A 26,098-nucleotide genomic window follows, 5' to 3' on the forward strand; every position below is an offset into this window, starting at 1 on the left:
TTAAAACATAACAAAAAGCAATCACCTAATAAAACACAAGTCCAATATTACTAACTCGAAAAAAAGGACCGCTTTATAAACGGCCCCTTTTATCAAAAAATTATCCCCCTAAATAATTCCTTTTTTCAGCACCTACCTCCAGCGAGTTTCTTTTAAAAAAACAGGTTTTTCTTGAACATACTCCCCTTTGTTTCCCAAGGAATCACTTGTTTTAAAGGATACATCATAGAAATAAGTGGGTTTTCCGGAAATTTTTGTGCTATAAACCCCATCTCCTTTTACGGCATCCCCGGCTAAACCATCATCTTTTAATTCGATGGAAAAAGTAGCCGGCACCAAGTCCCAGTTTACATGTTTCAAGGTTGACTTTTCCTCATTAGGAGATAAAGTAAGCATGACTTTATTCACTGATGTACCATCATAAATTCTTGCTTCTATCAATTCATCATTCAGGACCTGAACCCATTGCACCACCGGGGCAGTCTTGTCTTCACCTTTCACGGTTATATTAATTTTACCTTTGTGAATGATATGCTGCCCACTTATATCCCCCGGTGTCCAGTATTCCACATAAAAAGGAATTTTCTCACCTTCAGGGATTTCACCGCTCAACACCGGCTTGGTGTATTTTACTGTGCCTCCTATATGGTCATATTCCTGCCATGGATCGGCAATTCGAATACTTACATTTCCAGGGTTGATGTATTCATTGGTGGTATAGGCATGTGTACGCAAATACTTCCCCTGTTCTTTGGCCAGTATAACAATGGTTTCTCCGGGATTTGCAATACCATCTCCATTTCCGGCACCCACAACCATAGTCACCGAATCCACTGCTTCTTTCACGATGGTGAATTCTTTTCCATCAGCTATCACAAAATCGGTAATTTCATCTACTGGATCTTTGAATAGTATCTCAAACTCTTCCTTCCATGTATTGCCTTTGTCATCAGTATAATCAGCTTGAAACTTCGCAATATCATAACCCATTCGATTGTTTCTGACCTTAAAGATTCCATTTACTTTTTCTTCTTCTTGGGGTTCCAAGTCCTTAATCTTGCCTTGACCGGACACTATATCTAGCCCCTCACTTATGGGATTTATTTCTGCTATGACATTTTCAGCTGTTGCAAATCCTTTGTTCAGCACATTCATAGAGAATTCTACTACTTGGCCACTTTCTGCCCAGTCCATATTCTCTATTTTGATATTGGTCATCGAAAGGTCTGGCATGCTAGGAGAAAGGCCGATCCCAATCTGATGTTCACTCCCATTTAAAGTCAATTTCAACCTGCCTGAAGCATCGCTTTTAATGGCATATTGTTCACTTTCCATCGTGCGGACATCTATGTCAGTCACTTTATATTCAGTATTCTTTTTATAAATTGGAGCAGTTAAAACCTGCACCTTTACATTGGGCATCAATTCACCATCCGGTAGAAAATTTCGCACTGCTAAGTTGAATCCTTCCTTATTTACGTTTTCCAAAATGGTATAGCCTGAACGGTTTCTACTTGTCTCCACTTTGTAACCCCAGACCTCGAAGTAGGGATAAATGTCAATATAATCCCACTTTTCTGGCAATGGCAGAGGAGATTCAAAGGCATCTTTCAGAAAATGAAACATATCCCCCATGCCACAAGTAATGTGAGAAGCTTCATATTGCTTGAATTGATAATGTGGCACTGCATTCAGTAGGTAGCGGTTCATGTCTTCATGGTAAAACCGCAACCGATCACTGTCCCCATTGTGCATCCGCAAACTGATTGTTTTAAAATTATCATACATATCGGCATGTGCATACCTCACCGGGAAATCAAGTAAACCTGCTGAAAACTCAGTTGACCCACAGAAATTCCCCGCAGCACTTACCCAATCCGGCAATTTAGCCGCTAGCCAAAAAGTCATAAAGCCCCCCATTGAGAGTCCAGATACTGCCCTATGGGTTCTGTCAGGAACTGTTCGGTAATGACTGTCAATGTATCCAACAAGCTCCTTAAAGTATTCAGGGAACTGACGAAAAGTAGAGACAAGGCTTACATTGTAGGGGCTTAAATTAATAGGTTCGACCTTGAACTGATTCAAGCCATCTACCTTCAGCACAATGACATCGTTCTCAGAAACAAATTTTTCAATATTGTCCCCATTGTTTTCATCTCCGAAATCATAATTAGAGTAGCCCCCTCCCATTGATCCAAAATAACGTTGGGCCCAACCATGAAAAAAGTAAATCACAGGATAATTTTTCTCAGTATCTTCACGGTAATTTGGAGGTAAAAAAATTCGATAGTTCCTATTGCTAGAAAAGGCCTTGCTATAGTGATAACTATCGATGACCTCCACACCGGAATTTAGCACAACACCCTTACTTTGAGCCCATCCCATATTGGAGTGGATCAAGAGCATTCCAATTACTAATACTTTCAGTAACTTCATAGATTGTTTGATTGGATGACCCAGAAAACAGATTTATTTCAATTGGTTTAAATGTTTGATTAATTCGGCCGTGATCTTATCTGAAGCATCTTTTTGCACCCTGTTAGTGGTCAACCAAGATTCATAGCCGCCTAATTTATGCTGGGCAGGAGTTGGTAGATAACCATAAGAACCATTGGCCAATTCAATGGTAAAGGTGTTTTTAAAAGGACTCTGATCCTTGATATCCAATCCAATTTGAGCAAAAACTTCAAAGGGTATGGAGGCAATGCCAATGTCATTGATGGCAAAAGATTGCAACACGATCTGTACAGAATCAGGATAAGATGATTCCATATTTAAGATACGGCTTGCATAGGTTTTTTCCAATCTATGAAACAAAGGTTCAGCACCATTATGGTCTCTAACCAAAGCGACATTTTTAAGTATTTCCGGCGAAGCCCTTCTCACAGTAAGGGTCATTTCCGATAATGCTGAGCCTAATTTAACTTCTGACTGAAAATCCAACTCTTTGTATTTTTGATGTACTTTATTGGCAACATCATTGGCCACATAATGCATTTTTTCATAAGGAGGAAGTTTTTCTTTGGGCCTGGGTTTAGAATAATCATTGTTGTTGATATCCCCGGATGTACCGTTGGTCATGATCCCTACAAAAGCCGGGGAATTGGCTCCTGTCCCCAATAGTTCCCCCATGCGGTTACCAAAAGCAGCAAAATAATCAGCTGAAATATGTCCTTTAGGCACACCTCCTACATAATGCAAAGAATAGTTGGCCAATAAGGCTATGGGAGTGCCTTCCTGAGATTCTACTGCAAAAAATGCAACCTCAGGATCGATGGGACCGGCAGGCCTAAGTAGGGCATTGCTGTGTCCTGGATTCATTTTAGCAATTTCCACCTGTCCCAAAGGGTTCACAACTGAATCCTTCATGATCCACCTTCTGTTAAATACATGCTCCGGAACATCTACACTACCAAAGGCAATTTTAGCTAACTCCTTATTTTCTCTTGCAATCTTGACTCCATCCACCATTCTTTTAACCACAAAAGTCTGGTATTCATCAAAAGCCACTCCCACCTCAGGAGATATACTTTTTAACCCTTCTCCATTAAGACTAATTCCTGAATGGGTATGGGTTGAGGCCATCATTATATCCTTTGCAGGAATATCTAAATCTCGTTTGAGCATCGACTTGGCAGCATCAAACACCTCTCGATTAACATGAACATTATCCACAATTACAAATATCAATTCCTGCTTACCATCATCCAGCACTAGCGTTCTTACGCTCAGCGGATCATGGATATAAGTTGCAGGAGGAGAGTTGTAATTGCCAACGATTGGATGTCCCAGGTGAGGAGTAATGTCAGTAATTGAAGCTCCTGCCTTCAATTGCTGAGCCAAGGATTCTTTATTTGGGGCAAAAAACAGTATGCTTACCAGAAGCAATCCACCCACTATCTTTTTTATTTCTTTCATAGTCAAATTTCGTTAAAGTATATTATTGCAATCAGGTCTTTCACCTAAGAGGTAATTTTTCAAGGGGCTTTTTGATTGCTCAAGTCCATCGGCAAATAGTCCCGAAACTGCACAAGCACCTTGATTGCTTAAATGGGTATTGTCCTCCATTCCTTCCGGCAACTTCTCAAATACCCCCGGCTTTATGTGTAAAAACCATTCCTTGGACTCTTCAGGCCCCAATTGATTTAAATAATTCGTGGTCATTTGATTTAAATCTATCAATGGAACACCTGCTTGTTTAGCCGCTTCGCGAGAGGCCAATACATAGTCACCGTGCGTATCTACGAGCTGTTTTTCTGCATTAAATTTCCTGCGGGCTATAGAGGTAGCTATAATAGGAAAAGCACCATGTTCTTCGGCTTCCTTTGCATACCGAATTAAGTTGTCTTTATACGCTCCGAAAGCTTCAGTATATCTTGTGGTATCTTCTACTTTTTCATCATTGTGTCCAAATTGGATGACAACAAAATCCCCTTCCTGAATCTCTTCCAATACTTTGTCCCAATAACCTTGAGCCCTAAAGTTTTTGGAACTTCTGCCACTTACCGCAAAGTTTCTTACTTCCGCATTGTCATTCAAGAATTCCGAAAGGGCCATGGCCCAACCCCTCCTTGGAAAATCTGGCCCTCCATACCTTTCCTCCATTCCTTTCAAATCGTAGTGACTCATAGTAGAGTCTCCAATACAAAAAACCTTAACCTCTTTTTGGGCACAACTGCATAAAAAGAGAATCAGGCCGTAAAACAGGGCTTTATATGGCAGCGTTTTCAAATGAGTAATCCGAGCCGCTAGGTCCGGATTTACTCGATTTTTATTTTTTTCCATAAGTTGAATTAACAGTATAACTAGAAGTTTAAATTAGTATATGATTCATACCAGCTTTACCAACCCGGATTCTGAGATAAATTCGGATTTAGGGTCAACTCTGTTTGTGGAACACTCTCAAGATAGTTTCGCCCGGGAATAAAATTATACCCACTTGACAATTCAACTTGTAAAGGATCTAGCAAACCATTTTCATCAACTACCGGAGACTCATCTGGAAATTCCATACTGCTGAAAGGATAACCTTTGGGACGTTTATTGAGAAACAATTCATGTGCTGCCCATCGCTTCCAATCCTGCTCTCTTAGTACTTCAAAGGCCAACTCAACTCTTCTCTCCCTTCTTATCTCATAAAGGGCATCAGAGATAGGATATCCATATTCAATTTTATTTGGATCTGCATCTTGGGAAAGCACTTCGAAATCAGGCATTCCTGCCCTTTCACGCAAAAGGTTTAGCTGATCATAAGCTACCGTCCCATTCAATTCTTCCAATGCTTCCGCATAATTTAGTAACACTTCTCCGTACCTAAAGATAATTCGCCCAGCGTCATTGGCATTGGCATAATCTAATTCTTGCTCGGGGTTAGCGTATTTTTTCACCTGAAAGCCAGTAGGATTATTCTCTCGACTCCCTGCAAATATTGGTGGATAATCAAATACTACATCAGATGGATAATGTTGAACATCTCCGGGAATCCAAATACTTTGTCGCAACCGCAAGTCAACTTCACTAGCCAGCATCTCTAAAAAATCATTGCCTTTAACATCTTGGGCAATGGACAGATAATCAATAGGCTCTCCATCGCTTCCTAAATGTGAACTCACATACTCCCAAGTGGCGCCAAGTTCTGAAGGAGTTGTGGTATTGTAATAATTTTGATTGTGCCCAATAAATTCCCCAATATTATAAGCCCTGTATAGCAATACCTCGCTGACAGCACCCATATCACCGGTTTTAAACAGGTCAAAATAATCTTGATCAGGATTTCCCGTCGAAAATATGCCCACATTGTAATCGCCATTGATCAATTCATTTCCCGCATCTACGCAAGCCTGAAAATATTTATCAGGATCGGCACCAGCAGTACCAAATTCATCATCACCATGGTATTTCTGCCAAGTTCCTTCAAACAAAGCCACCCGGCTTTTAAAAGCCAAGGCAGCTTCCTTATTGATTGAATTATTTCCCCACGGAGCTTCATCTCTTTTCTCAAGGTTAATTATGGCCTTATCCAATAAGGACAAAATTGAATCTACTACTACAATTCGAGAATCCCGAGGTTTGATTAATTCTGCTTCATCATCGGGAGTCAAGGCATGGGTATACCAAGGCACATCACCATAGGTTTGTACCAAGTCAAAATAAATCCAGGCCTTAAAGAACTGCGCTTCACCCAGATATTGTTTCCAAGAGCTGTATGGGTCTTCACACTTATTATAATTGTCAAGAAAAATATTGACGCTCCGTACAGGAGCAAACCCACTTTGCCAAGAACCGGTAGACAAGGTCGTTTCCCCATTCAAAATGGAGTTTGCTGTCCGATAAGTTACATTGGTGGTTGCCGCCTCACGTCCTGCGGTGGAAAGGTTGTTTTCATGGTAAGGTAAGCTTTCATAAAACCTTGCTGTATAATTTTTTAGATCTACGGATGACTTCCAATAATCATCAATACCTATTTGGTCCAAAGGGGGTCTGTCTAGAAAATCCGTACAAGACCAACCTGAAAATAATGTCAATATAAAGAATATTTTTATAGTGCTTTTCATAGTAAATAAGTTTTGTAAAGATGAGATTAAAAGGTCACATTCAAGCCCATGGAATAAATTCTATCTGCTCGATAATCCTTCCCTGTACTCGTACGATACCCTCCGGAAGGCAAGGTCGGATCCATGCCCACCGGCAAGTGATCAAAAGTCAAAAGGTTGGAACCTGAGAGGTAAACCCTCACTTTACTCAATCCAAATCTACCAATCACATTATCACTTAAACTATATCCAAGCTGTACATCTTGCAAACGGATATAAGCAAAATTACCCAGATAACGTGAGTTATACGTCTGATTTTTTACATTCGACAAATTGTCCTCATAGGGACGAGGATAGAAAGCATCTGTATTGATATTGGCCTCACCTTCATACAAACCTACATACTTGGTACCCGGAGTATCTCTGTAGTAATCCAAGTGATCCCATTTTGGTTGTGACCAATTTGCACGCCTAAAACCATAATACGCATAATCATTATAGTTCATGCCTTTGTCCCGCTTGGCAGTTCCTTTCCACAACATGGAAAAGTCAAAACCCTTATAATTGGCTCCAAGATTGATCCCAAACTGATAATGAGCACTTGAGTTACCTAATAACATTAAGTCCCCATGGTCATCTATAGTATTCTGACCATTGTTGATCACTCCATCTCCATTGAGGTCATCGTATTTTACATCACCGGTATTCCAAATATTATAAATAAATGACTGATCTGCATGATTGTCAATTTCTTGTTGTGATTGAAACAATCCATGGGATGACCACCCCCATATATCTCCCACTTCTTGTCCTACAAGCCATGAGCCAAGATACCCTGTTGGATTGTTGTATTCTGTAATAACTGCCTTCGCATCATACAAGTTGAACCCAACAAAATAACTTAAATCAGAATTGACATATTCTTTCCATTTCACGGAAAGTTCCCAGCCTCTAGTTCTTAATGAGGAGTTGTTGGACCTTGGAACAGAGGCTCCAAGTACCCCGGGCAATGCTTCTGAGGGCCCTATCATATCGGTCGTATTTCGCTCAAACCAATCAAAATTAACGCCTAGCTTATTGGCCATAAAAGCCATATCCAAACCAATATTTGTAGTGGCTGCCTTCTCCCAAGTCAATGATGGACTGACCAAAGAGGGAGTTAAAGTGTAACCTACCTGACCGGTTTGATTGTATCCCGGGAGCCAGTTTAAAATATTCTTAGACAATTGAATTAAAGCAAGATCTTGATAAGCAGAAACATTTTGGTTTCCTAATTGTCCCCAAGAACCACGCACTTTTAAACTACTAAAAAAATCTGATGTTTGGCCCCAAAAGTCTTCATTGCTTACTACCCATCCTGCAGAAAAAGAAGGGAAAAAGCCCCATCGCTTGCCTTCCAAGAAACGAGAAGTACCATCATACCTTACATTTGATTCTAATAGGTACTTTTCTTTATAATTATAAGTAAGTCTACCAAAATACCCTTCAGTGGCCCATTGGCTGAGGCCTTCACCAAGGGATGGATCGCCTGTAGCCGTATTTAGTGAAATAATGTTCGGAACAATTAGATTCCTGGCCTGTGCATCCAAGGAGCGGTATTTTCCAGTTTCATATTGCCCACCCACCATGGCCATAAAATTATGTGACTCATTGAAACTCCACTCATATGAAGAAAAAATATTAGAGCTCCAATAATAATCACTGCGATGGTATTCATTGACCTGACTGGCCACCCAAGAACCTGTTTGCTCACCTGTGAGCCAGTTTATTTGACCAAACTCCCTGCCATCATGAAGTCCATAAAAATCTGTAGATTGATAGGCAAAATCGGCATTGATTTTCCACCCTTTTAAAGGCCTCAATTCTGTCCCAATGATTTGCCAGTTCTCCGTAGTTTCATCATCACTTGCCCCTGCTTCAAAAAAACTTTTCACACTACTCTGTACCTGATTCCCAAAACTGTCATACACTGCTTGTTTTGGTGCAGTATTATAAATTATATGGAGGAGTGCATTATAAGAATCACCTGACTCAGGTCTTGCACCCGATGGGAAACTTCTGTTGTTTTTCATTAAGCGGGTTTCAAATCTCAAATCCCACCAATCGGTCAAAGAGGTTTTAATTTTAGCTGTAAGATTATAGCGTTTATTATAATCATCTGCCCAAGTGAACGAGCTTACTTGGTTTGTGAATCCTGCAGACATATAATAGGAAGTTTTTTCCGAACCTCCCTGAACGGAGAGATTGTGGGACTGACCTACATTCGGACCTGTGGCAAGATCCCAGAAATCATTGTTGGCATGGCCTTCACCATTTCCTCCTGCCCAGCCACCTCCAACTGTAGGAAATGCTGCCCAATTGGTGATATTTTCAGCAGGAAAATCTGCAGGAAACTGAGATCGAATATAATCATAATCGCCATTTTGATATGCGATCACCCTATCAATCGTTTCCTCGCTAAATTTAAGGGTGGTACCCTTATTCAAAGCAGCCTCGTTTAGCACGCGGGAATAAGTATAGGAGTCCAAGGTTCCTGGAAGTTTCGCCGGGGTTACCAAATTAACGCTCCCCGAGTAATTGACCGTTAATTTAGAATCTTTTTTTCCGGATTTTGTGGTAATCATCACCACTCCGTAAGGGGCCCTTGCACCATATATGGCTGAGGCGGCTGCGTCTTTTAAAACGGAAATAGAGGCGATGTCTTCCGGATTCAAAGAGTTCATGTCCCCAGGAAATCCATCGATAAGGATATAGGGAGCTCCACCATTCAATGAGCCTATGCCACGAATATCGATTGAAGCCTTGGCACCTGGTTGATAACCATTGGCATCGAATCCAAAATTCAAGCCCGGAGAAGTACCTATTAACAATTGCGAAACATTGGCCGCATGACGGTCCTCTAGCATGTCATTGGAGATAACATCCACGGACCCTGTCAAATTAACTTTCTTCTGCGTTCCATAGCCTACAACAACCATTTCTTCTAAAGAGGCCACACCTTCACTTAAAACCACATCAATTGTACTCCTCGAACCTATGGTAATTTCTTGGCTATCAAATCCTATAAATGAAAATACCAAAACACCACCTTCCGGTGCAACTATGGTATAATTCCCATCTATGTCCGTAGCTGTTCCTTTTGAAGTTCCTTTCACGTAAACCGTTGCTCCTGGAATAGGGTCCCCATTGACATCGGTTACCTTACCAGTTACGGTTACCTCAACGGCAATTTCTTTTACTTTGACATGTTTCTTTGCGATTTTTACACTAATTCTATTGTCTACTTGCTTGAAAGAAAGGGTATGACTGGCTGCAAGGGACAATAAAACATTTTCTAAGCTTTGGTGCTCAACTTGAAGATCAACTGGTTTGGAATTTTTCACCAGTTCTTGGTCATAGATAAACGAAAATTCGGTTTGACTTTTGATCTTATTAAAGGACTCTGCCAAAGACGCACCCTTAAGATCTAGGCTCAAATAAATCTCGCTGATATCCAACGAGCTTTGCCCCTTGGTAGGGGATGCGTACATTAGGTTTAAAAACAACAGCTGTAAGAAAAAGCCGTATAGGTAATATTTCCCCACCATACTAAGTACATGTAATGATTTTTTCATAAATTTGAAAGTTTTACTGTTATCAATGGCATTAAAACGATAGTCAGAAGGTAACCTGAGAGCTTTCCTTCTTTCTGGAATTGGCCAATGAACTGCTATTCATTGGCCTTTTTTTTTCATAGGCTATTCACTTTTTTTAAATTGAATTTTAACTGCTTTACTTTTTATTGAGAAATCGAAATTATAAGCATAACCCAAACTCTCTAAAACATCTTTGAGATAGGTGTTTTTTTTAAATTCAGCAGAAATTTTTAAGTTTTTTGGGGCGAAATTATTGATTTCTATTTCTGCGGCATACCAGCGTTCTAGTGTCCGAACAACCTCTTGAAAAGGCATATTATTAAACACCAAGACCCCATCTTTCCAAAAAAAGGCTTTGTCTAAGTCAAATTTCCCTTTCTTCAACTGACTATTCTCTCCAATCACCGCCTCTTCACCCGGAATCAATTCTAGGGATTGATTGTCCTTGGTTACATTTATCACCCTCACCTTGCCTGTGGCCAACTGTACCTGCACCCAATCATCTTGATAAGAATTAATGTTAAAAGATGTTCCCAATGCAGTAGTAATCAAATCTCCACTGTGTACACGAAAAGGCATGCTGTCAGAGGCAACCTCAAAAAAGGCTTCTCCTGACAAGAATAAGTCCCGATGAAGTTGACCAAAGCCACTCTTGAAACGCAATTCACTTTCTGCATTTAAAACCACATTGCTACCATCAGCAAGTTGTAGGGTGGACTTCTGACCTTTGGGGTTGGACTTTATTATCCATTCGCTGGCTTGGGGGACTACACTAATTGCCTCTTTATTCTCCTCTGTCACAAATACATAAAACAGTGCAAATGAAAATGAGACAATAAGCGACAAGCCCAAAATAAGCCTTATCCGATTTTGAATCCCAACAGTATCAGAGGTATAAGTATAGACTTTTGTACTTCTTCTTTTTTCGTCAGAAATATCTATCCTACCTTGAATGGCCTGAAATGTATTTTCTTTTCCCTTTTTAGTCCAATTTGAAGTTGAGGCATCTAATTCCAACAGTATCGTTTTGGCCTGGCTTAATAACTCAATCTTGGAAGGGTTTGAGGCAATCCATTCCTGCCAGAATTTATCCTGCGCGACATCTTCTTTAAGCACCCATTGCCTAAAAGATGTATCTTCTAAAAAGTCTTCAATTTTTTCGTAGAACTTCATTTACCAACGATCTATATAATAAAGAGGAAACTTGTTGGTAAATCTCATCATGGAATGATGATTTTTTTTAAAATAATTATTTAATTTTTAAAAAATCAAAAAAAACATCTTGAGATCCTAAGCAAAAACACCAAAGAATAATATCACTTTGGCTGTATAATTAGAAGAGGTTAAAAATTGCTTCATGGACTTAAGTCCTTTTAAAACCAAGTTATATAGGGAGGGCACTTTTATCCCCATTAATGATGAAATTTCTTCATAGGACATGTCCTGCATGTATTTCAAATAAATTGCCTCTTTCTGACGGGTAGATAAATTGTCCAATGCAGAGGTAATTTTCATGCTGGATTCTTGAGTAATCTGGTTTTCAATCAAAATCTCCTGAAATGAGTCCTCCCAAGTTACACTTGAGTGATAATCTTCCAGCAACTGATGTTTTTGGTTTATTTTTAACCTTCTTACCAGCTCTCTACGAAAAGTAGAGAACAAATAAAACCTGATGGAGGAATGGATAACCAAGGTACTCTTTAGCTCCCAAAGTCGTACAAAAATATCCTGAATTACATCTTCGATAAGCTCACAGTCAGTTGTGAACTTTTGTCCATACTTAAAAATATCATCAGAATTTGTGGTGAAAATATAAGCAAAAGCTTGCTTATCGGCTGACTGAATCAAACCCCACAATTCATAAGAACTAAGTTGTTCGTATTTCATTTTATTTGGATTATAGGGTTTAAAACACTTAAAAATGTATATAAATATTTTAACTTCCAAATATCAAAATACATTAGCTTAAAAAATTATTATTTCTTAAATCCTACCTAAGTCCATATCAGGTAGATCCCTTTCCCCCTTAATTTACCCCCTGACTACCAGAAAATAAGGTTTCACAGCCATTTCCCTGGGTTAATAAAAACGTAAAAAATGAGGTGAAAATAGTATTGAAAAAAGGCATATTTTTAACATAAACTTTAAACCCTACCTATAGCAATATAGGAGTTAGCTTCCAGCCAAATAGAAATATCAAAATATTAGTTAAATAAGGCAATTATACGTTTTGTCCGGATCCATCAAATGTCCCCAACCATAAATTTCTTCATTTACTATTCCTTTTTGGGGTTTTAAATAGCCGCATTCCACCAGACCGGCAACATGAAAATAGACCGCATCAATATCAGAAGGACCACTATTGGGATAATGGCTAAAACCTCCATCTTCATTTTGACACTTTAATATCCAATTCTTGGCTTTCCGAAAAGCTTGCTTAATCTCCTTTTTACGCTGATTACTACCCACTTGCTTTAGAATAAATAGCGCATCAAAGACTGCATGAACATCCCAATCAGGTGGATTTAGGGACCAGGAACCATCTTCTTTTTGGTCATTCAATACTCGACCCACCATTTCTTCCGCCATGGGGGTTTCCTCTCCTATTAATCTGAAATAATGTGCAGCGTGGAAAGTGGAGGCCACATGATTGCCTATGTATCCGTCTTCCGTTTGATTTTCTCTCAAATAACGCCTCATTTTATTGTCAATATGAGGGGGCATTTTTTCGTTCCAAGCACTAAAAAAGAGCGCAAAGAAACTGGTTGTATAAAGCGGTAGCTCTTGAAAATCACCACCCTTAAAGAAATATTCAATCACAGGCATGGGGTCATATTTTGGCGCCACGCCCAATATTTTTAATGCCGCCACACTTTGAACCGTATTGTAGAGTTTGGCGAGCGGTGTTTCCATATCTCCCTCACCGCTGGGCGCATAAAATGCACCATCTTCCTTTTGGCAAGAGAGAAAGAAATTTATTGTTTCTTGTTCATAAGGCAACTCCCAACCAAAGGTTTTATGGATTACCACCGCATAGGTAGGTGCTGCAATTCCTGAAAATTTCGTATCAGAATTCCCCTCATAGCTCTTGGGCAAACCCGGACTAAATGTTCCATCATGATTAGCTGTTTTCTGAAAAAATGAACGCACGCCTTCAAGGATTTTTCTTTGATTGTCCAAGGCTAAAAACTCCAAGTCCCCCATAGTTACACCTCCTGTGACCACAGGGATTAATTGTAAGACTTTTCTTCGGCTAATACTCATTTTTTTAATATTATATTTTTAAAAATATTGATTAATAAACTTTATGCTACCTCTTTTAAATTTAAAGTCAAAATATGCAAATTTTCCCTCATATTAGAACACTAATTCAGTATATTTTAAATAATAAGGAAAATACGTTTAAAAAAATTATTAAAGTTAAAACAAAAAAAATGGTGCCATCTTCCAACAAAGATGACACCTAAGCACTCAACCCCAACTAAAAAATTTTATTGCTTACGCTAAGAACAAGGATGCTATACCCAATACTTGATCTTTGTTCAAAGGTTCATCCCAACCTTCCGTTACAGCTGCGGAATCAATTCCGGTCAATTGAGTTACATCTGCTCCTCCATGCATGACATTGTCTTCTCCTGAGTAGATGGCTTGTGTAGCAGCAGGCAAGGTCCCTATGGAATCACCGGTTATCCAACCTTTTATGCTATCTTGACCTTTTTTGGTACGCAACCTTCTCACCATAGATGCATGTCTTGCTTCAACCGAATGAATGGACAAGGCAGCGGTAAGCACCACATCATTTTCCATCACATTTCCGGCTTGCCCTTTATAGGCCCTCACACCTGTATCTTCAAAAGCCTGTGACAAAGCCAAAAAAGTTGGATAATCAGTAAATGGAGAAAAATTTCCACCTGCTGTAAAATCAAATTCAGGTTCCATTACAGGGTCTCCGCCCAACACATTCCCTACAACTTCCGTAAGGAAATTAACATGCGCCAACTCATGGTCTCGAATTTTTTCAAAGATGGCAGTATCAGCTCCATCAATAACTCCTGCATCAATCCCCATTTGGTAATACCTGTATTCCAAATGTTCCAAAGTCAAAGCGTAATTCAATACACCGATCAGGCTCTCAGTATCTGCTTTTGCTACTTTTGGCAAGGCAGACAATATTCCCAAAGGAACGGCTGCCATGGCCACTTTTTTACTCATATCCCCAAATCGGTGGAAGGCTTCTCTTCTTGAGAAAAACATTTCTTTTTCATCCGCATTTTTAGTATCCGGACACATTTTATCTAATAAATTCAATAAGTTCATGTCTATTTCTGTTAAGGTTAAAAATTAGCTTGGCAATTGACTGAAATCAATTGGTGTGGTCACATAATTGCTGGCGGCCGTCAATACTTCTGAAAAGTTGAGCGTACGCTCCAAACCATTTCCATCAATTATATCATCTCCCGCAAAATCCGCAGATCCGGGATTCAGTAAATCCCTAATGGCAGCAGCATGTCTTGCTTCTACAGAAACAATTTTTCCTGCAATAAGTAAATAACCTGCATCTTGAATGTGTTGGCCAGCTCCATTATAAGCAGCTACTCCTAAATCTTCAAAAGTTTTGGCTGCATTCAATACAGACATTCTATCATCAAAATTAATGGCGCTGAAGTCTACTTCTAAATCTTCAATGGCTGCACTTCCTAATGCTGCTTTAAAAAATTCTTTATGTGCTCTTTCATGTTTTTCAAGATCGCCCATAATCTCCTTCTCCTCAGCACTGGCATTGGCAAAATAGCCACCTTGCATCACCGCTGCGTAAAAAGCTGCTTCCAGTTGTTCAAGTGCATAGGCATAATTCAATATTCCAATATCTCCGGACCCTAGCATCACTCCTTCTTCTTTCATGGGGGGCATGATGTCATCATCATCCTTACATCCAACCATAAACAATCCTGCAGCAGCAATGGACAATGAACCCTTTTGAAGGAACTTGCGTCGGTTGGCATCTTTCACCAAACCCTGCGGTTTAATCAAATCCTTTTTCATTTTTTTAAAGTTTAGGTTAATAACTTAGTTTCGTTTTCATCATTTTAGGTCAATCGAAAATTGGATTGATTCTTATGACTTATTTGACTAGAGTTACGAAGCTAGTTTGCAGCTTGGATCGAGCAGGATTGAATTTTCTTTTGAAAATCAGTAGAAAAACCAATGAAATCTCCTATTAACAACACCCAGAAACCTTCAATAGGTGGCTTTAGAGGCAATTTTAGCGGCAATAAAAAAAGATGTGTAAAAGAATAAAAAACTTCAAAAAACAAGAACAAAGGTTAAAAATCACTCCCTCATTCAAACCCATGGTAAAGATACAAGGCACCATAGGTCCAATTTGGCCCAACCATTCCCGGGTAGTTAATTCTATCCATCATTAAAGCCACATATCGGAAAGGATAACCTTTGGGCAATTGAACGACATTGGGCCATACCCGGGTTCCGGAAGACTTATCCCAAGGAGGTAAATCCATTTTTAATGTACCAACCTCTTTTAAATCGGGATAAGTATAAATATAAATTTCTCTTTCTGAACTACCGGAAAAACAATAGCGTTCATTTCCAATTTTCTGTATAGAAGTTCCGGTGGAATTCTGTGCCACAGGTCCGGCAATTTTGATATAGCCCTTGTCCCATTCATCTGCTTCCATTACGATGGCTTTGTAGCCTCCCTCATTCACACAGGTTAACATCCTCCACTTTTTCGTCTCCTCATCATAAAGTATATGCGGATCCTCTATATCTCCTACGACTCCGAAAGCCTTGGCTTCCATGATGGAAAAACCAAACCTGGGATCCCTGCTACTCTGAATGGCCAATAGTTGTTTTTTCTCCAATTCAGGATTGGCATAAGCACTAAAACCTGTAGTCAGCCCTTTCCATAAATTATCATTTCTGTCAAAAATAAGATGTGAGGCAACTTCATTTCTCAACAAACCATCCCCCCTATCGAAAAGAATGACTCCCTCTAACTTGATGTCAAACACGGAGGGATTCATACTAAAAACCCCCTGAATATGATGAGGCAAAGCGCGGCCTCTGATTGACATTGTGTACCAAAGGCGCCCTTGATCCAGGAAAGGCGATCCATCTTCATAGGTTATGGCACGAATATCCGCCAAGCCAACTCCGGTAGTTAAGCCCATAAGTACTTTATCTACCTTTATCTCTCCTGAGTCAAGGGCCACATAAAAGTGAGATTGAAAACTGTGCAAATATTCCTTTTTTCGCAAATCAATCAATTGATTGAAATCCGATTGAGCTATTACCTGTGGCAAATCACCGTCTTTCAAATACAGTACCAAGCCACTTCCTAACATCTGCAGGTATAGCCTGCCGTGTAATGTGGCATCATTAGGGAAATTAACTGCAATAGACGACTCTTTTGACAGCCCTTTCCTGTCCGTATAGTGAAGACTTACACCTTCCGGTTTTTCATTATGGAAACTTACTTTGAGGGTTAATTTTTCTTTTAAACCTTTACCGAAAAATGAAAAGCCAAGCGCCCCCTTGCCTTTACAGGAAGCCAAATCTATGGAATAAGTAGCCACTGGATTAAAGCCTCCAAACCAAATATTTGTTGCTGTTTTTGACAAAGATTGGATGGTCAATTGATTGGAAGTTATGGCAACTTTTGCACTGTCTTTTAGTTGGTGAATCACCGGGTGCATGACAGAAAAACCAACACTTTTCTCCGGCCAAATTCCCGCTAAAGGAATGGTCTGGTCTTCATCAAAAACCAACCTTTTTGAGGCTTGTCGCGTAAATTTTATTTGCTCAGGAAGGACCTGAGACTGCAGAGTTGCCTGAGAAGTAAATATAAATAGGGCAATAATACAAGCACGTTTGGCTAGGGGCATAGGGCAATCGGTTATCATTAGGTTTATTGCAAATATTAAGACTTTTGTTTAACATTTAATCTTAATACGGTTTTTAATTTATCTTCAGGAACCTTCCTGAAATCCGACAGGTAAATTTCACGGTGAGTTTTGGTAAGCCTGATTAAATCATTTTCTCTTGCATATGCTTCCATTACTGAAAAAGTTTCATCCTCCTTGTCATAACTTCCAATATGAAGCATTTGCACACATAAGCCTTCTTCAATTGTTTCAAATTTGACCTTATCTAATAGTTCATGAGGTTTTTTTCGATGGGTTAAGGCATGCATCTCTCGGTAGAATGCTTCTGTTACAAAATCGGGCTGGCGAATCATAAGGGTAAAAACCAGATCATCTTTGTTGAAGCTGCCATTAAAATTTTCCTTGGCTTCCTCATTGATATCCCAGATTCCTTCGAGCGGATAAACGGTATAATCCAGATAGCCTTCCGGTGGGTTTTTGCTTTTCTTCAAGGTCATTTTTATGGCATAGGACAAGGAGTAAAGCACAGCGATGAATTCGGCAAACTGGCTACTGTTGGGATTACCTTCACCTGCAATGGTTATGAACTTTAGCGCCGGGACTTTTAGCTTTTCCGGCTTGGCTTTCGGTAAATAAAGGTTTTTTTCAGATTTTCTCCACTCATATTTCATGGTTAAAAAGAATTAATTGCTGATGCTTCAAATAGCTAAAAGCCGCTATTTCGAAGGGATAGTAATTTCCCTGACAATTTACCCAAACTGTATTAAAAACATAACTTTCATTCAGCATAAAAAAAGGCCTAAAAGAGTATTAAACTCTTTTAGGCCTTTTCTAACCAATGGATTATAATCACCTACTTTAATTAATCCAGTACAGTCACTAAATCCTCTTTGCTTTTTCTTACTTTCTTAAGATTAACCAACCAGTCTTTTTCGCTATCTCTATATCCCAAAGGAAGTATCACACAACTTCTCAGCCCTTTTTCCTTCAATCCCAAAATTTCATCCAAGGCATCCGGATCAAATCCCTCCATTGGTGTGCTATCCACTCCTTCAAAGGCCGCTGCAGCAATGGCTTGAGAAAATGCAATATAGGCTTGCTTGGAGGTATGGTTAAAATTTTCTTCTGCAGACCTGTTTGGATAGGTAGCTAAAAGTTGCTTTCTATAGTTCTCCCAACCCTCATTGGTAAATCCCCTTTTCTCATTGGTAAGGTCAAACATTTTATTGATTCGTGCTTCGGTATAGGTGTCCCATGCAGCAAAGACCAATAAATGAGAGCAATCAGTTACCACGGATTGATTCCAGGCAATGGGTTTAATCTTCTCTTTAATCTCTTGGTTTGTTATTACCAAAACCTCAAAAGGCTGCAAACCACTTGAGGTAGGTGCCAATGATATGGCCTCTATGATATTTTCCACCTTCTCCTGCGCTATTTTTTCACCATTCATGGCTTTCGCAGCATATCTCCAATTCAATTTGTCAATTAATTCAATTTTACTTTTACTATTTAATCTTATTATCACTACTATTTTCTGAAAGCGCCTTAATCCAATTGTTCAAGGTGTTTCTTAAATTCGATATCTCCTCCACCGTAATGCCCTCATGAGCTAATCCTTCAAGCATTTGCTCAGGAATAGGGGAAGCCAATTCTTTTAATTCCTTCCCTTTTTTGGTTAAAGTTACAATCACACTCCTTTCATCTTCATTGGATCGAATCCTGTTAATTAAACCCATTGATTCAATTCTTTTCAGCAAAGGAGAAACAGTATTGGTATCCAAAAATAATTTCTCTTTGATTTCATTGATGCGTATCCCATCCGACTCCCATAAAACCATCATGACCAAATATTGAGGATAGGTCAAACCTATTTTACTCAAAAAGGGTTTGTATGCCTTGGTTATCAGCCTTGAAACAGAGTAAAAGGGAAAGCAGATTTGATTTTTTAATTTAAGCTGTGAATCTGTCATCAGTACTTACTTTTTTTGATCGATAATCAGCCCACGATCCTGCGGACCATAAAGCCCAAGCTATTAGAACAGGTTGAAAAAACAAGCGAACTAGTCTTGCCCTATCAGAATCCAATGCTCCAAATGCATCTTTACTATCGAGGTATTGGGCAATATTCCCCGGGAAAACAAGCAGAAAAAAAGCAGCTAGTGCCCAACCAAAGTTTACTCGCTGACTTTTCCAGAATGCCAAACCAAGCGCAAGGGCTATTTCTACATAACCGGATAATACCACTACCAAATCCTTACTCATCGGCACCCAGTCTGGCACCTGTGCCTGAAAATCAACCCTATTGAACGTCAAATGACTAATACCGGCATAAAGCATAAATGCTGCCAAGAGTAACCTGAATATATTCTGTAGCGTTGAAGTTTGCTTTTTCATATTTCTTCTTTTTTATATCTTGCAAGTTTATATCGTAAACGACATAGATACATGAAAAGTTTCTTTCTTTGGATTTTATTTTTAAAAAAATGCAGCGAATAAGTGGGGCAGGGATCTTATAGATCGATCAATTTATCTCTAAGCAACTTAGCATCAGCCAATAATTGCTTGATAGCAGTTTTGTTTAGCCCATTGTAAATCCCCCTGATGTGTCGCTCATTGTCAATCAGTAAAATATTTTCGGTATGTAGAAAATCATCAGGACTCTTTTGGAGTCCCATATCTTCTTCCACAAAGAACTGATTTCTTCCCAGTTCATAAATAACCTTCCTTTCACCGGTCAACAAATACCAATTTTCATTACTGATACCATTTTTCTTGGCATAGGCATTAAGTTCAGGCACACCATCCATATCCGGGGTTACAGAATAAGAAAGCAGTTGAAGGCCTTTATCCTCAGACAACTCCTCCTGAACCATATCCATATTGGCCATCATCTTAGGACATATGCCCGGGCAGGTGGAAAAGAAAAAATTTACAATGGTGATTTTATCATCAAACACCTCCGCAGTTACTGTATCCCCCAGTTGGTTGTAAACCTGAAATTCAGGGATCTTATGAAAGCTGTCCGGCACTTCTTCCTTGTTGGCAAACCAACGAGGTGTAAAGGTTGATTCTTCGTAATAGGGCAATTCCACACCTAAAGCTCCCTCCACTTCACCTTGCTGTTTGTCAGAATTACAGGCTACAGCAAATACTGCAATTAGTATAATTATAAATTTATTCATCGGTAACAATGTTTTCTCCCTCCAATTCATAGCATAAGTTGGCCCTATTGAGGCCAAAAATCCTTCCGTTTTTTGCTTCATAATTGACGAACAATTCCCCATTTTCTCTCCAGCCCCTTTGTAAACCTTCCTCTTTACCATTCACAATATTTAGCTCTTTAAAAGGCTGTCCACTGGCATACCATTGCTCTTGCGAACCATGAACCACTCCCTTACTATAATTGGAGGCTGATCGCAAATGGCCATTGATCCACCAGGACCTGACCTTTCCATCCAACCTGTTATTTTCATAAAAAGCTTCAAAGCTCAATTCTCCATTTTCGAACCAACGCTTGAGCACACCATTTCTCTTTCCACCCAGATAGGTGATTTCCTCTGCAATTTGCCCATTTGAATAGGTCGCTACACCTAGCCCACTAAAGGGTTTTCCTTTGTAATATACTACCCCTTCATTAGGATTAAGTTCTAACCTTTCCTTGGCTACACGCCCTACTATTTCAACCGTAGACTTATCTGTATCCTTACTGCCAAAAAATACAGCGAAAACTCCTAAAAAAAACCAAGATAGCCAATGATAGTGTTTAATGAATAGCATTTGGGCTTCCTTGATAATTTCCCGGAAACAGAATATAATACCTATTCAAATACAACTCATTCTGAATATGGTAATGATAGACTGCTGTTGTATTGTATTTGGTGGCTGACACATGCCCACCGGAATAATCCAAATCGGTGGGATAAGTACCTGTCCCTGCACATTTTCTTCCATACAAGAAAAACCCATCCGATATTATTCCGATTAGATTGTCATCATCATCAGAAAAAGCCAGAGGCTCAAGATGGTAATGGTAACTCTGAGGGCCCGTATGAGCGCCGTTGAAGTCCAAAGATGGTGCGGCATCATCCAGAGGTATATTAGGTCCTTCTTTATCATTATAAATCATGGATCCACTCACTGCAATTCCAATGGGACCTAATCCGGTAGATGATGGTGAAGATGCTTTCTTAGGGACAGCGGGCACCATTAGGGTATAAGCCCCATTAAAGTCATCAATATTTCCCGGAGCCATTTGGCCAAATGAAGTATGGGTGGGGTTTACAAATAAGGGATGGTTTACTTTCGCAGCTTCGGTGACCAACACCCTCCCTCTTGGGTCTGTTGCTACCCGCTTAGTGGTATTGGACCAGTAGGGAGACCCATGATTAGGAAGACCGTTGGACTCAATAATGATTTCATCTCCATCAAGCATTATTGTGGTATTGTCCTTGTCAAAAACCTCAAATGCAGCAGGTAGCTTGGTTATCTTTTCCGAGGAATTGGCCTTTCCTGCATTGCAAGAATACACAATCACTGTAACCAATATAATCAAACCTATATTTCGGCAAGTTTTTTCCTTGTCAATAAATTATTTTTTACCTATTGACGTAAGACAACTATTTATCCCTCGCAGGAGGTGGGTTATTTCCACCTCCCCTAACCAATACTTGCTGTAAATTTTTTACGATGTTTTCAAAAGCTTCTTGCTGCCCTTCGTTGCAAATTGCTTTCAATTCTTCAAAATGCTTAAAAGTAATTTCAGCTTTTCTTGACTCCGTCTTGGCAATTGCTTCCAATTTCTCCTTCTTTTCCTTTTCGTCTACATCCGATAATTTCAAAAAATCGAAATATTCCTTCACCAATTTTCTATGATTTTGCTGAAGGGCAGACATTTCCTGTTGGTGCACCATGGCCGAAGCAAAATACTTTTCTTCTTGCTCTTCTGAAAGTCCCAAATCTTCACTGATCCTATTTTTAAAATCCGCATCCCCTCCTCCCTGAAAAGGCGGTTTAGGACCTCTCCAGATGACCAAGGTCAGCAATATATTTAGCACCAGAAGGCTGATAAATCCAATCTTGTATACCTTATTACCCATTATTCGTAAATATTAAAGTCAGAGATCATCTCGCTATAGGAATTGGATACCTGTTCTGTGTCATCTTGGTATTCAAAATAATTACTAACTACAAACACATTGGCACACAAGAGCATCACAATCACTGCCGCAACAGGCATCCATTGACTTTGTTGTTTTTGTAATTCCTTGCTTTTCCGTTCCTTAATTTTTTCTTTTATTTTCAACAAATTACCTTCCGGAGGTCGGACTTCTTCCATTCCTTCGAGGCTATTTACCACTTTATTTTTCCACGCTTCCATAATTACTTTGACGTATTTTTTTTGAAATTCCCTCGCTCAGGATAAAATTTTTCTAATTTTTCACGCATTGATGCCTTGGCTCTTTGCAACAGTGATTCTACAGATTTTCTACTGACCTCCATAATATCTGCCACCTTCTGTTGTGGTAGCCCATCGATCTGTGTCAGGATAAAAACTGTTTTTTGATTTTCTGTCAACTCATCCAAGACTTTGAATAGCAGTTTGCCATCTTCGGCATTTTCAAGTTTTATTCCGGGGTGAACGAAATCTACCGGCTCTACAATGGTCTCACCTGTATCTTTACTGAAAATAGACGAAAAAATGCCTTTTCGTTTTAGACTATTTTTCTTTCGAAGAAAATCCAGGGATTTATTGACGGTAATTCTGTAAATCCAAGTACTGACAGAGGCATCATTTTTAAATTTACCTGCGGCTTCAAAAAGTGTGATAAAAACATCTTGCAGTACCTCTTCAGCATCTTGTTCATTTTTGGTATAACTTATGGCTGTAGAATAAACTTTAGGCGAATACTTATTGTAGAAATAGTCAAGCGGTTTTTCATTGCCTCCGGCCATTTCCAATAGCATCTGATCTTCTTCATAAAGGGACCTGTCCTTAGTCATTCTTTATGTTCTGGACAAAATTCATTTTACTTACGGAAATCTTTAATCGCAAATATATACCCATTATAGTCGCTCGTCACTTATATAAACAGTATTTAAATGACTTTGTTGCTGAAGCCTTGGGTCTTTGGACTTTATTAGTACAGGTCTATTTTCGAAGATTTCTTCGCATCTATCCAAGGTTTCAGTCTCCAAACGCTCCATGGCCTCATTCGTGTAAAAGCTAAGGTGGGGAAATAGTAAAACATTTTCCATGGTATAAAGCTTTTTTAATGGGTGAAACTCCTGATTTAAAGGCTCATTGCTAAAAACATCCAAAGCCACACCTGCCAACTGCTTTTTTTCCAATGCCTGCAACAATTCCTCTTCATCTATCAGGGCACCTCGAGCAGTATTAATAATAATAGCAGTCTTTTTAATCTTTGCCAATTCTTCCCTACCAAGCATATGGTGGGTCTCATTGGTCAACACGGCATGCAATGATATAAAATCACTCTCTTCCAATAAAGTGTTGAGTGCCTCAACTTTAACAATCCCTTTTTCTGCCAATTCATCCCTGGATTTATAAGGATCATATCCAATTACTTTGGCATTGAATCCCAAACCAGCCATCCTTGCCATACTCGAACCTATTTTGCCACAACCTATTATACCCAAGGTTTTGCCTGAAACATCCTGTCCCAGCCACCTTTGTGTGGGCCATGCCCAAGCATAGCTGCTCATCTGATGATGGATTGAAGGGATCTTTTTTGTCAAAGCCAACAACATGGCAAATGCACCCTCTGCTACAGTTTCTTCTGCATATTCAGGAACATTCACCACCACAACACCCTTATTATTGGCTGCAGTTATGTCAATGGCATCTATACCCACTCCATATTTGATAATGGCCTTTAGCTTGGACGAAGCTTCTATGACTTTTTTACTTATCATAGTGTAACACATCAACAACAGGTCACAGTCCCTAACCTCTTCCAAAAGCAACTCCTCACTTATCCCTTCAGGTAAAAGAACAAGTTCATGCCCTTTTGCCTCTAGTTTTCTATCTACCAGTGGAAGTTCAAGCTCTTTATCTGTCCTTACAATCTTCATACAATAAAAAATTCTACTAAGAAATCGCACTCCAGGGGGACCCAATTATCCCTCATCTAATTTACCTACTTAAGGTTTCACATAACCCTAACTTTATAAATTTTCTTATTGGTTAGCGCTAAAGTATCTTTTTTAGGTAGGTGCATATAAACATGGTGGGTCCACCAACTTATCTCTCCTTTGGTGTACACAAGTTCACCTGTTTGCGCGTTCAAGTTTACTGATTTGACGTGATGAACACCTTCAAGTGCCGGAAAAGGAGAAAATATTGAACGATTAATATCAAACTGCCACACACTATTGGTAGTGGACAATAGCAACCGGCTATCATCGGTAAGAAACAAATCATGACCGCTTTCATCAGGGATTTCCCATTCACTGACTTGCTTTAACCAAGGCGCTGAGCTGTCCCAGTCCTCAAGCTTATATTCACGCAACAGATCGAATCCCAAAGCAAACAAACTATTATTTTGCTCATCCCATACCACACCGTGTCCTGAGTATAAACTGTCAGTAAACAATATGCTATCAGAATGGTCCAAGTCATATAGTCTAATGGAATTTCCATTCTTTGCTGTAGACAAAGCCACCACCAATTTATTTCCGGGCAGGTATTCTGCAGAATGGGCATTGGGGGCATGCGCATAAAAAACGGTCTTCTTATCGTCTCTGTTCACCAAGGCCACACCTCCACTAGAAGAAGTGATTAAAATTTGGTTTTCCCCCACAGGTTTGCATTCATCTGTCGTATTAAAATAATCATGAAAGTCTTCAGGCAGCCCTTCAGACATGGATGCTGTCCATTCCCAAACCTTGACAAACCCAAGTGAATCAGTCGCTGCCTTTTCAAATACCGCCACTTCCTCATCTCCACAGGTGATCAACTGTGAAAAGCCGTGATTAGTGTTTGTATTATTATTCCCTGTGCAGGAATAGAGCCATAATATGGATATAAGAAGAGGCAATGACTTCATGGTTTTCAAAGCTTGAATAGGCATATCTAGTAGGAATAGCAATTTTTATGAATGATTGATGATTTGACGGGTGATATTAATTCAATTTTTAAGCTTGGGCACCTACATTACTTTTTCCCCTATAATTCCTACCAAAAACCCCAATATAGCCCCCAAAGAAGAAAGGTAATTATTTTTCAACTTACTTTCAGGAATAATGTCTTGGATTAACAAATATAAAATACCCCCACTTGCAAAGGCCATCAATTGTGCGGTCAAATCAGGATAATCACTTAAGTAAAAATGACCTACCAATGCACCGGCAATTCCGGAAAAGCTTAATAATGAAAATATCACTAATGTTTTGGTGACTGTAAATCCGCTCAAAACCAAATCTCTAAAAGAATTAAAAGCTTCAGGAAGATTTTGTAAACCTATAAAAACAGCCAAAAGGGTAGCCATTTCCGGATCAATGGCAAAGGTAGCCCCCAAGGCAATCGATTCGGGAATAAAATCCATCACCATGGCCAATAAGGCAGCCAATTGACCACCCTTTTTAGCCAAATACCAATCAATCGCCATAAACAAAATTGCTCCAATTAGGAAGGAGGCCACCATCGGAAGAAGCTCCAGTTCTTCCATGCCTTTTGGTATAAGCACCAATGCCAATGCAGACAATATTATTCCTGCACCAAAGGACATCAGGGCATGAATTATCTCATATTTAATGGGCTTCTCTTTGATATGGTGATTAAAATAATTGGCTAAAAGACCACCGATTAAAACAGTAATACCCGAGAACCCCGAAAAAAGAATGAGTTTTTGTACCATCATCTATAAACTTAGCCTAACCCAAATAATCTATTACACACAAATTAAGTAATCATCTTACCAAATAAAAACATCAAAGCCTTTGTTCTGCTTCCCAGCTTCCATCCTGGTGCTAGTTGAAAAATTAAAACCAAATTCAAAATGATCCA

At 39.4% G+C, this 26,098-nt stretch carries 24 protein-coding genes; all 24 read right to left on the minus strand.

Features of this window, described 5'->3' with window-relative positions:
• Positions 1 to 132 precede the first annotated feature (132 nt).
• Positions 133 to 2,436 (minus strand): alpha/beta hydrolase, encoded by a 2,304-nt coding sequence (locus ACYVHJ_RS13800; protein ID WP_460515696.1) that lies wholly within the window; start codon positions 2,434 to 2,436, stop codon positions 133 to 135.
• A gap of 33 nt (positions 2,437 to 2,469) precedes the next feature.
• Positions 2,470 to 3,918, minus strand: coding sequence for a hypothetical protein (locus ACYVHJ_RS13805; protein ID WP_460515698.1), 1,449 nt, complete (start codon positions 3,916 to 3,918; stop codon positions 2,470 to 2,472).
• A gap of 12 nt (positions 3,919 to 3,930) precedes the next feature.
• The gene (locus tag ACYVHJ_RS13810; RefSeq protein WP_460515700.1) at positions 3,931 to 4,785 is read right to left on the minus strand and encodes a rhamnogalacturonan acetylesterase; all 855 of its coding nucleotides are present in this window, start codon (positions 4,783 to 4,785) and stop codon (positions 3,931 to 3,933) included.
• Positions 4,786 to 4,841: 56 nt separating this feature from the next.
• Entirely contained in the window at positions 4,842 to 6,554 is a 1,713-nt protein-coding gene (locus ACYVHJ_RS13815; protein WP_460515702.1) for a RagB/SusD family nutrient uptake outer membrane protein, read from the minus strand.
• A gap of 26 nt (positions 6,555 to 6,580) precedes the next feature.
• Positions 6,581 to 10,147, minus strand: coding sequence for a TonB-dependent receptor (locus tag ACYVHJ_RS13820; RefSeq protein ID WP_460515704.1), 3,567 nt, complete (start codon positions 10,145 to 10,147; stop codon positions 6,581 to 6,583).
• Positions 10,148 to 10,270: 123 nt separating this feature from the next.
• A complete protein-coding gene (locus ACYVHJ_RS13825; RefSeq protein WP_460515706.1) occupies positions 10,271 to 11,341 on the minus strand; it encodes a FecR family protein in 1,071 nt (356 codons plus the stop codon).
• A gap of 117 nt (positions 11,342 to 11,458) precedes the next feature.
• Positions 11,459 to 12,055, minus strand: coding sequence for an RNA polymerase sigma factor (locus ACYVHJ_RS13830; RefSeq protein WP_339902596.1), 597 nt, complete (start codon positions 12,053 to 12,055; stop codon positions 11,459 to 11,461).
• Positions 12,056 to 12,376: 321 nt separating this feature from the next.
• Complete coding sequence (locus tag ACYVHJ_RS13835; protein WP_460515708.1) at positions 12,377 to 13,432, minus strand: prenyltransferase/squalene oxidase repeat-containing protein; 1,056 nt, start codon at positions 13,430 to 13,432, stop codon at positions 12,377 to 12,379.
• A gap of 234 nt (positions 13,433 to 13,666) precedes the next feature.
• Positions 13,667 to 14,485 carry a ferritin-like domain-containing protein gene (locus ACYVHJ_RS13840; protein ID WP_460515710.1) on the minus strand — a complete coding sequence of 273 codons (819 nt, stop codon included), beginning with the start codon at positions 14,483 to 14,485 and terminating at the stop codon, positions 13,667 to 13,669.
• Positions 14,486 to 14,509: 24 nt separating this feature from the next.
• Positions 14,510 to 15,211 carry a ferritin-like domain-containing protein gene (locus tag ACYVHJ_RS13845; protein ID WP_339902599.1) on the minus strand — a complete coding sequence of 234 codons (702 nt, stop codon included), beginning with the start codon at positions 15,209 to 15,211 and terminating at the stop codon, positions 14,510 to 14,512.
• A gap of 296 nt (positions 15,212 to 15,507) precedes the next feature.
• Positions 15,508 to 17,073 carry a hypothetical protein gene (locus ACYVHJ_RS13850; protein WP_460515713.1) on the minus strand — a complete coding sequence of 522 codons (1,566 nt, stop codon included), beginning with the start codon at positions 17,071 to 17,073 and terminating at the stop codon, positions 15,508 to 15,510.
• A 35-nt stretch (positions 17,074 to 17,108) separates the two neighbouring features.
• Positions 17,109 to 17,744: a GyrI-like domain-containing protein gene (locus tag ACYVHJ_RS13855; RefSeq protein WP_460515715.1), complete on the minus strand. Its 636-nt coding sequence runs from the start codon at positions 17,742 to 17,744 to the stop codon at positions 17,109 to 17,111.
• 191 nt (positions 17,745 to 17,935) lie between these two features.
• On the minus strand, positions 17,936 to 18,568 hold the full coding sequence (locus ACYVHJ_RS13860; RefSeq protein ID WP_339905415.1) for a nitroreductase family protein: 633 nt from the start codon (positions 18,566 to 18,568) through the stop codon (positions 17,936 to 17,938).
• Positions 18,569 to 18,578: 10 nt separating this feature from the next.
• Positions 18,579 to 19,043: a MarR family winged helix-turn-helix transcriptional regulator gene (locus ACYVHJ_RS13865; protein WP_339905416.1), complete on the minus strand. Its 465-nt coding sequence runs from the start codon at positions 19,041 to 19,043 to the stop codon at positions 18,579 to 18,581.
• Entirely contained in the window at positions 19,024 to 19,467 is a 444-nt protein-coding gene (locus tag ACYVHJ_RS13870) for a DoxX family protein (RefSeq protein ID WP_460515717.1), read from the minus strand. The genes ACYVHJ_RS13865 and ACYVHJ_RS13870 overlap by 20 nt, the downstream gene beginning before the upstream one ends.
• Positions 19,468 to 19,583: 116 nt before the next feature.
• Complete coding sequence (locus ACYVHJ_RS13875; RefSeq protein WP_460515719.1) at positions 19,584 to 20,255, minus strand: SCO family protein; 672 nt, start codon at positions 20,253 to 20,255, stop codon at positions 19,584 to 19,586.
• Entirely contained in the window at positions 20,248 to 20,850 is a 603-nt protein-coding gene (locus tag ACYVHJ_RS13880; RefSeq protein ID WP_460515721.1) for a toxin-antitoxin system YwqK family antitoxin, read from the minus strand. The genes ACYVHJ_RS13875 and ACYVHJ_RS13880 overlap by 8 nt, the downstream gene beginning before the upstream one ends.
• Positions 20,837 to 21,625, minus strand: coding sequence for a YHYH protein (locus ACYVHJ_RS13885; protein ID WP_460515723.1), 789 nt, complete (start codon positions 21,623 to 21,625; stop codon positions 20,837 to 20,839). Before ACYVHJ_RS13885 ends, ACYVHJ_RS13880 begins: the two co-directional genes overlap by 14 nt.
• 64 nt (positions 21,626 to 21,689) lie before the next feature.
• Complete coding sequence (locus ACYVHJ_RS13890) at positions 21,690 to 22,169, minus strand: hypothetical protein (RefSeq protein ID WP_460515725.1); 480 nt, start codon at positions 22,167 to 22,169, stop codon at positions 21,690 to 21,692.
• Positions 22,169 to 22,450 carry a hypothetical protein gene (locus ACYVHJ_RS13895; RefSeq protein WP_460515727.1) on the minus strand — a complete coding sequence of 94 codons (282 nt, stop codon included), beginning with the start codon at positions 22,448 to 22,450 and terminating at the stop codon, positions 22,169 to 22,171. The genes ACYVHJ_RS13890 and ACYVHJ_RS13895 overlap by 1 nt, the downstream gene beginning before the upstream one ends.
• Positions 22,451 to 22,452: 2 nt before the next feature.
• A complete protein-coding gene (locus ACYVHJ_RS13900) occupies positions 22,453 to 23,073 on the minus strand; it encodes an RNA polymerase sigma factor (protein ID WP_339902399.1) in 621 nt (206 codons plus the stop codon).
• Positions 23,074 to 23,136: 63 nt separating this feature from the next.
• Positions 23,137 to 24,165: a 2-hydroxyacid dehydrogenase gene (locus ACYVHJ_RS13905; RefSeq protein WP_460515729.1), complete on the minus strand. Its 1,029-nt coding sequence runs from the start codon at positions 24,163 to 24,165 to the stop codon at positions 23,137 to 23,139.
• 77 nt (positions 24,166 to 24,242) lie between these two features.
• Positions 24,243 to 25,139, minus strand: coding sequence for a DUF6528 family protein (locus ACYVHJ_RS13910; RefSeq protein ID WP_460515731.1), 897 nt, complete (start codon positions 25,137 to 25,139; stop codon positions 24,243 to 24,245).
• A gap of 102 nt (positions 25,140 to 25,241) precedes the next feature.
• A complete protein-coding gene (locus ACYVHJ_RS13915; protein WP_460515733.1) occupies positions 25,242 to 25,952 on the minus strand; it encodes a ZIP family metal transporter in 711 nt (236 codons plus the stop codon).
• Positions 25,953 to 26,098: the final 146 nt, after the last annotated feature.

This window comes from Cyclobacterium sediminis (genome assembly GCF_054781075.1).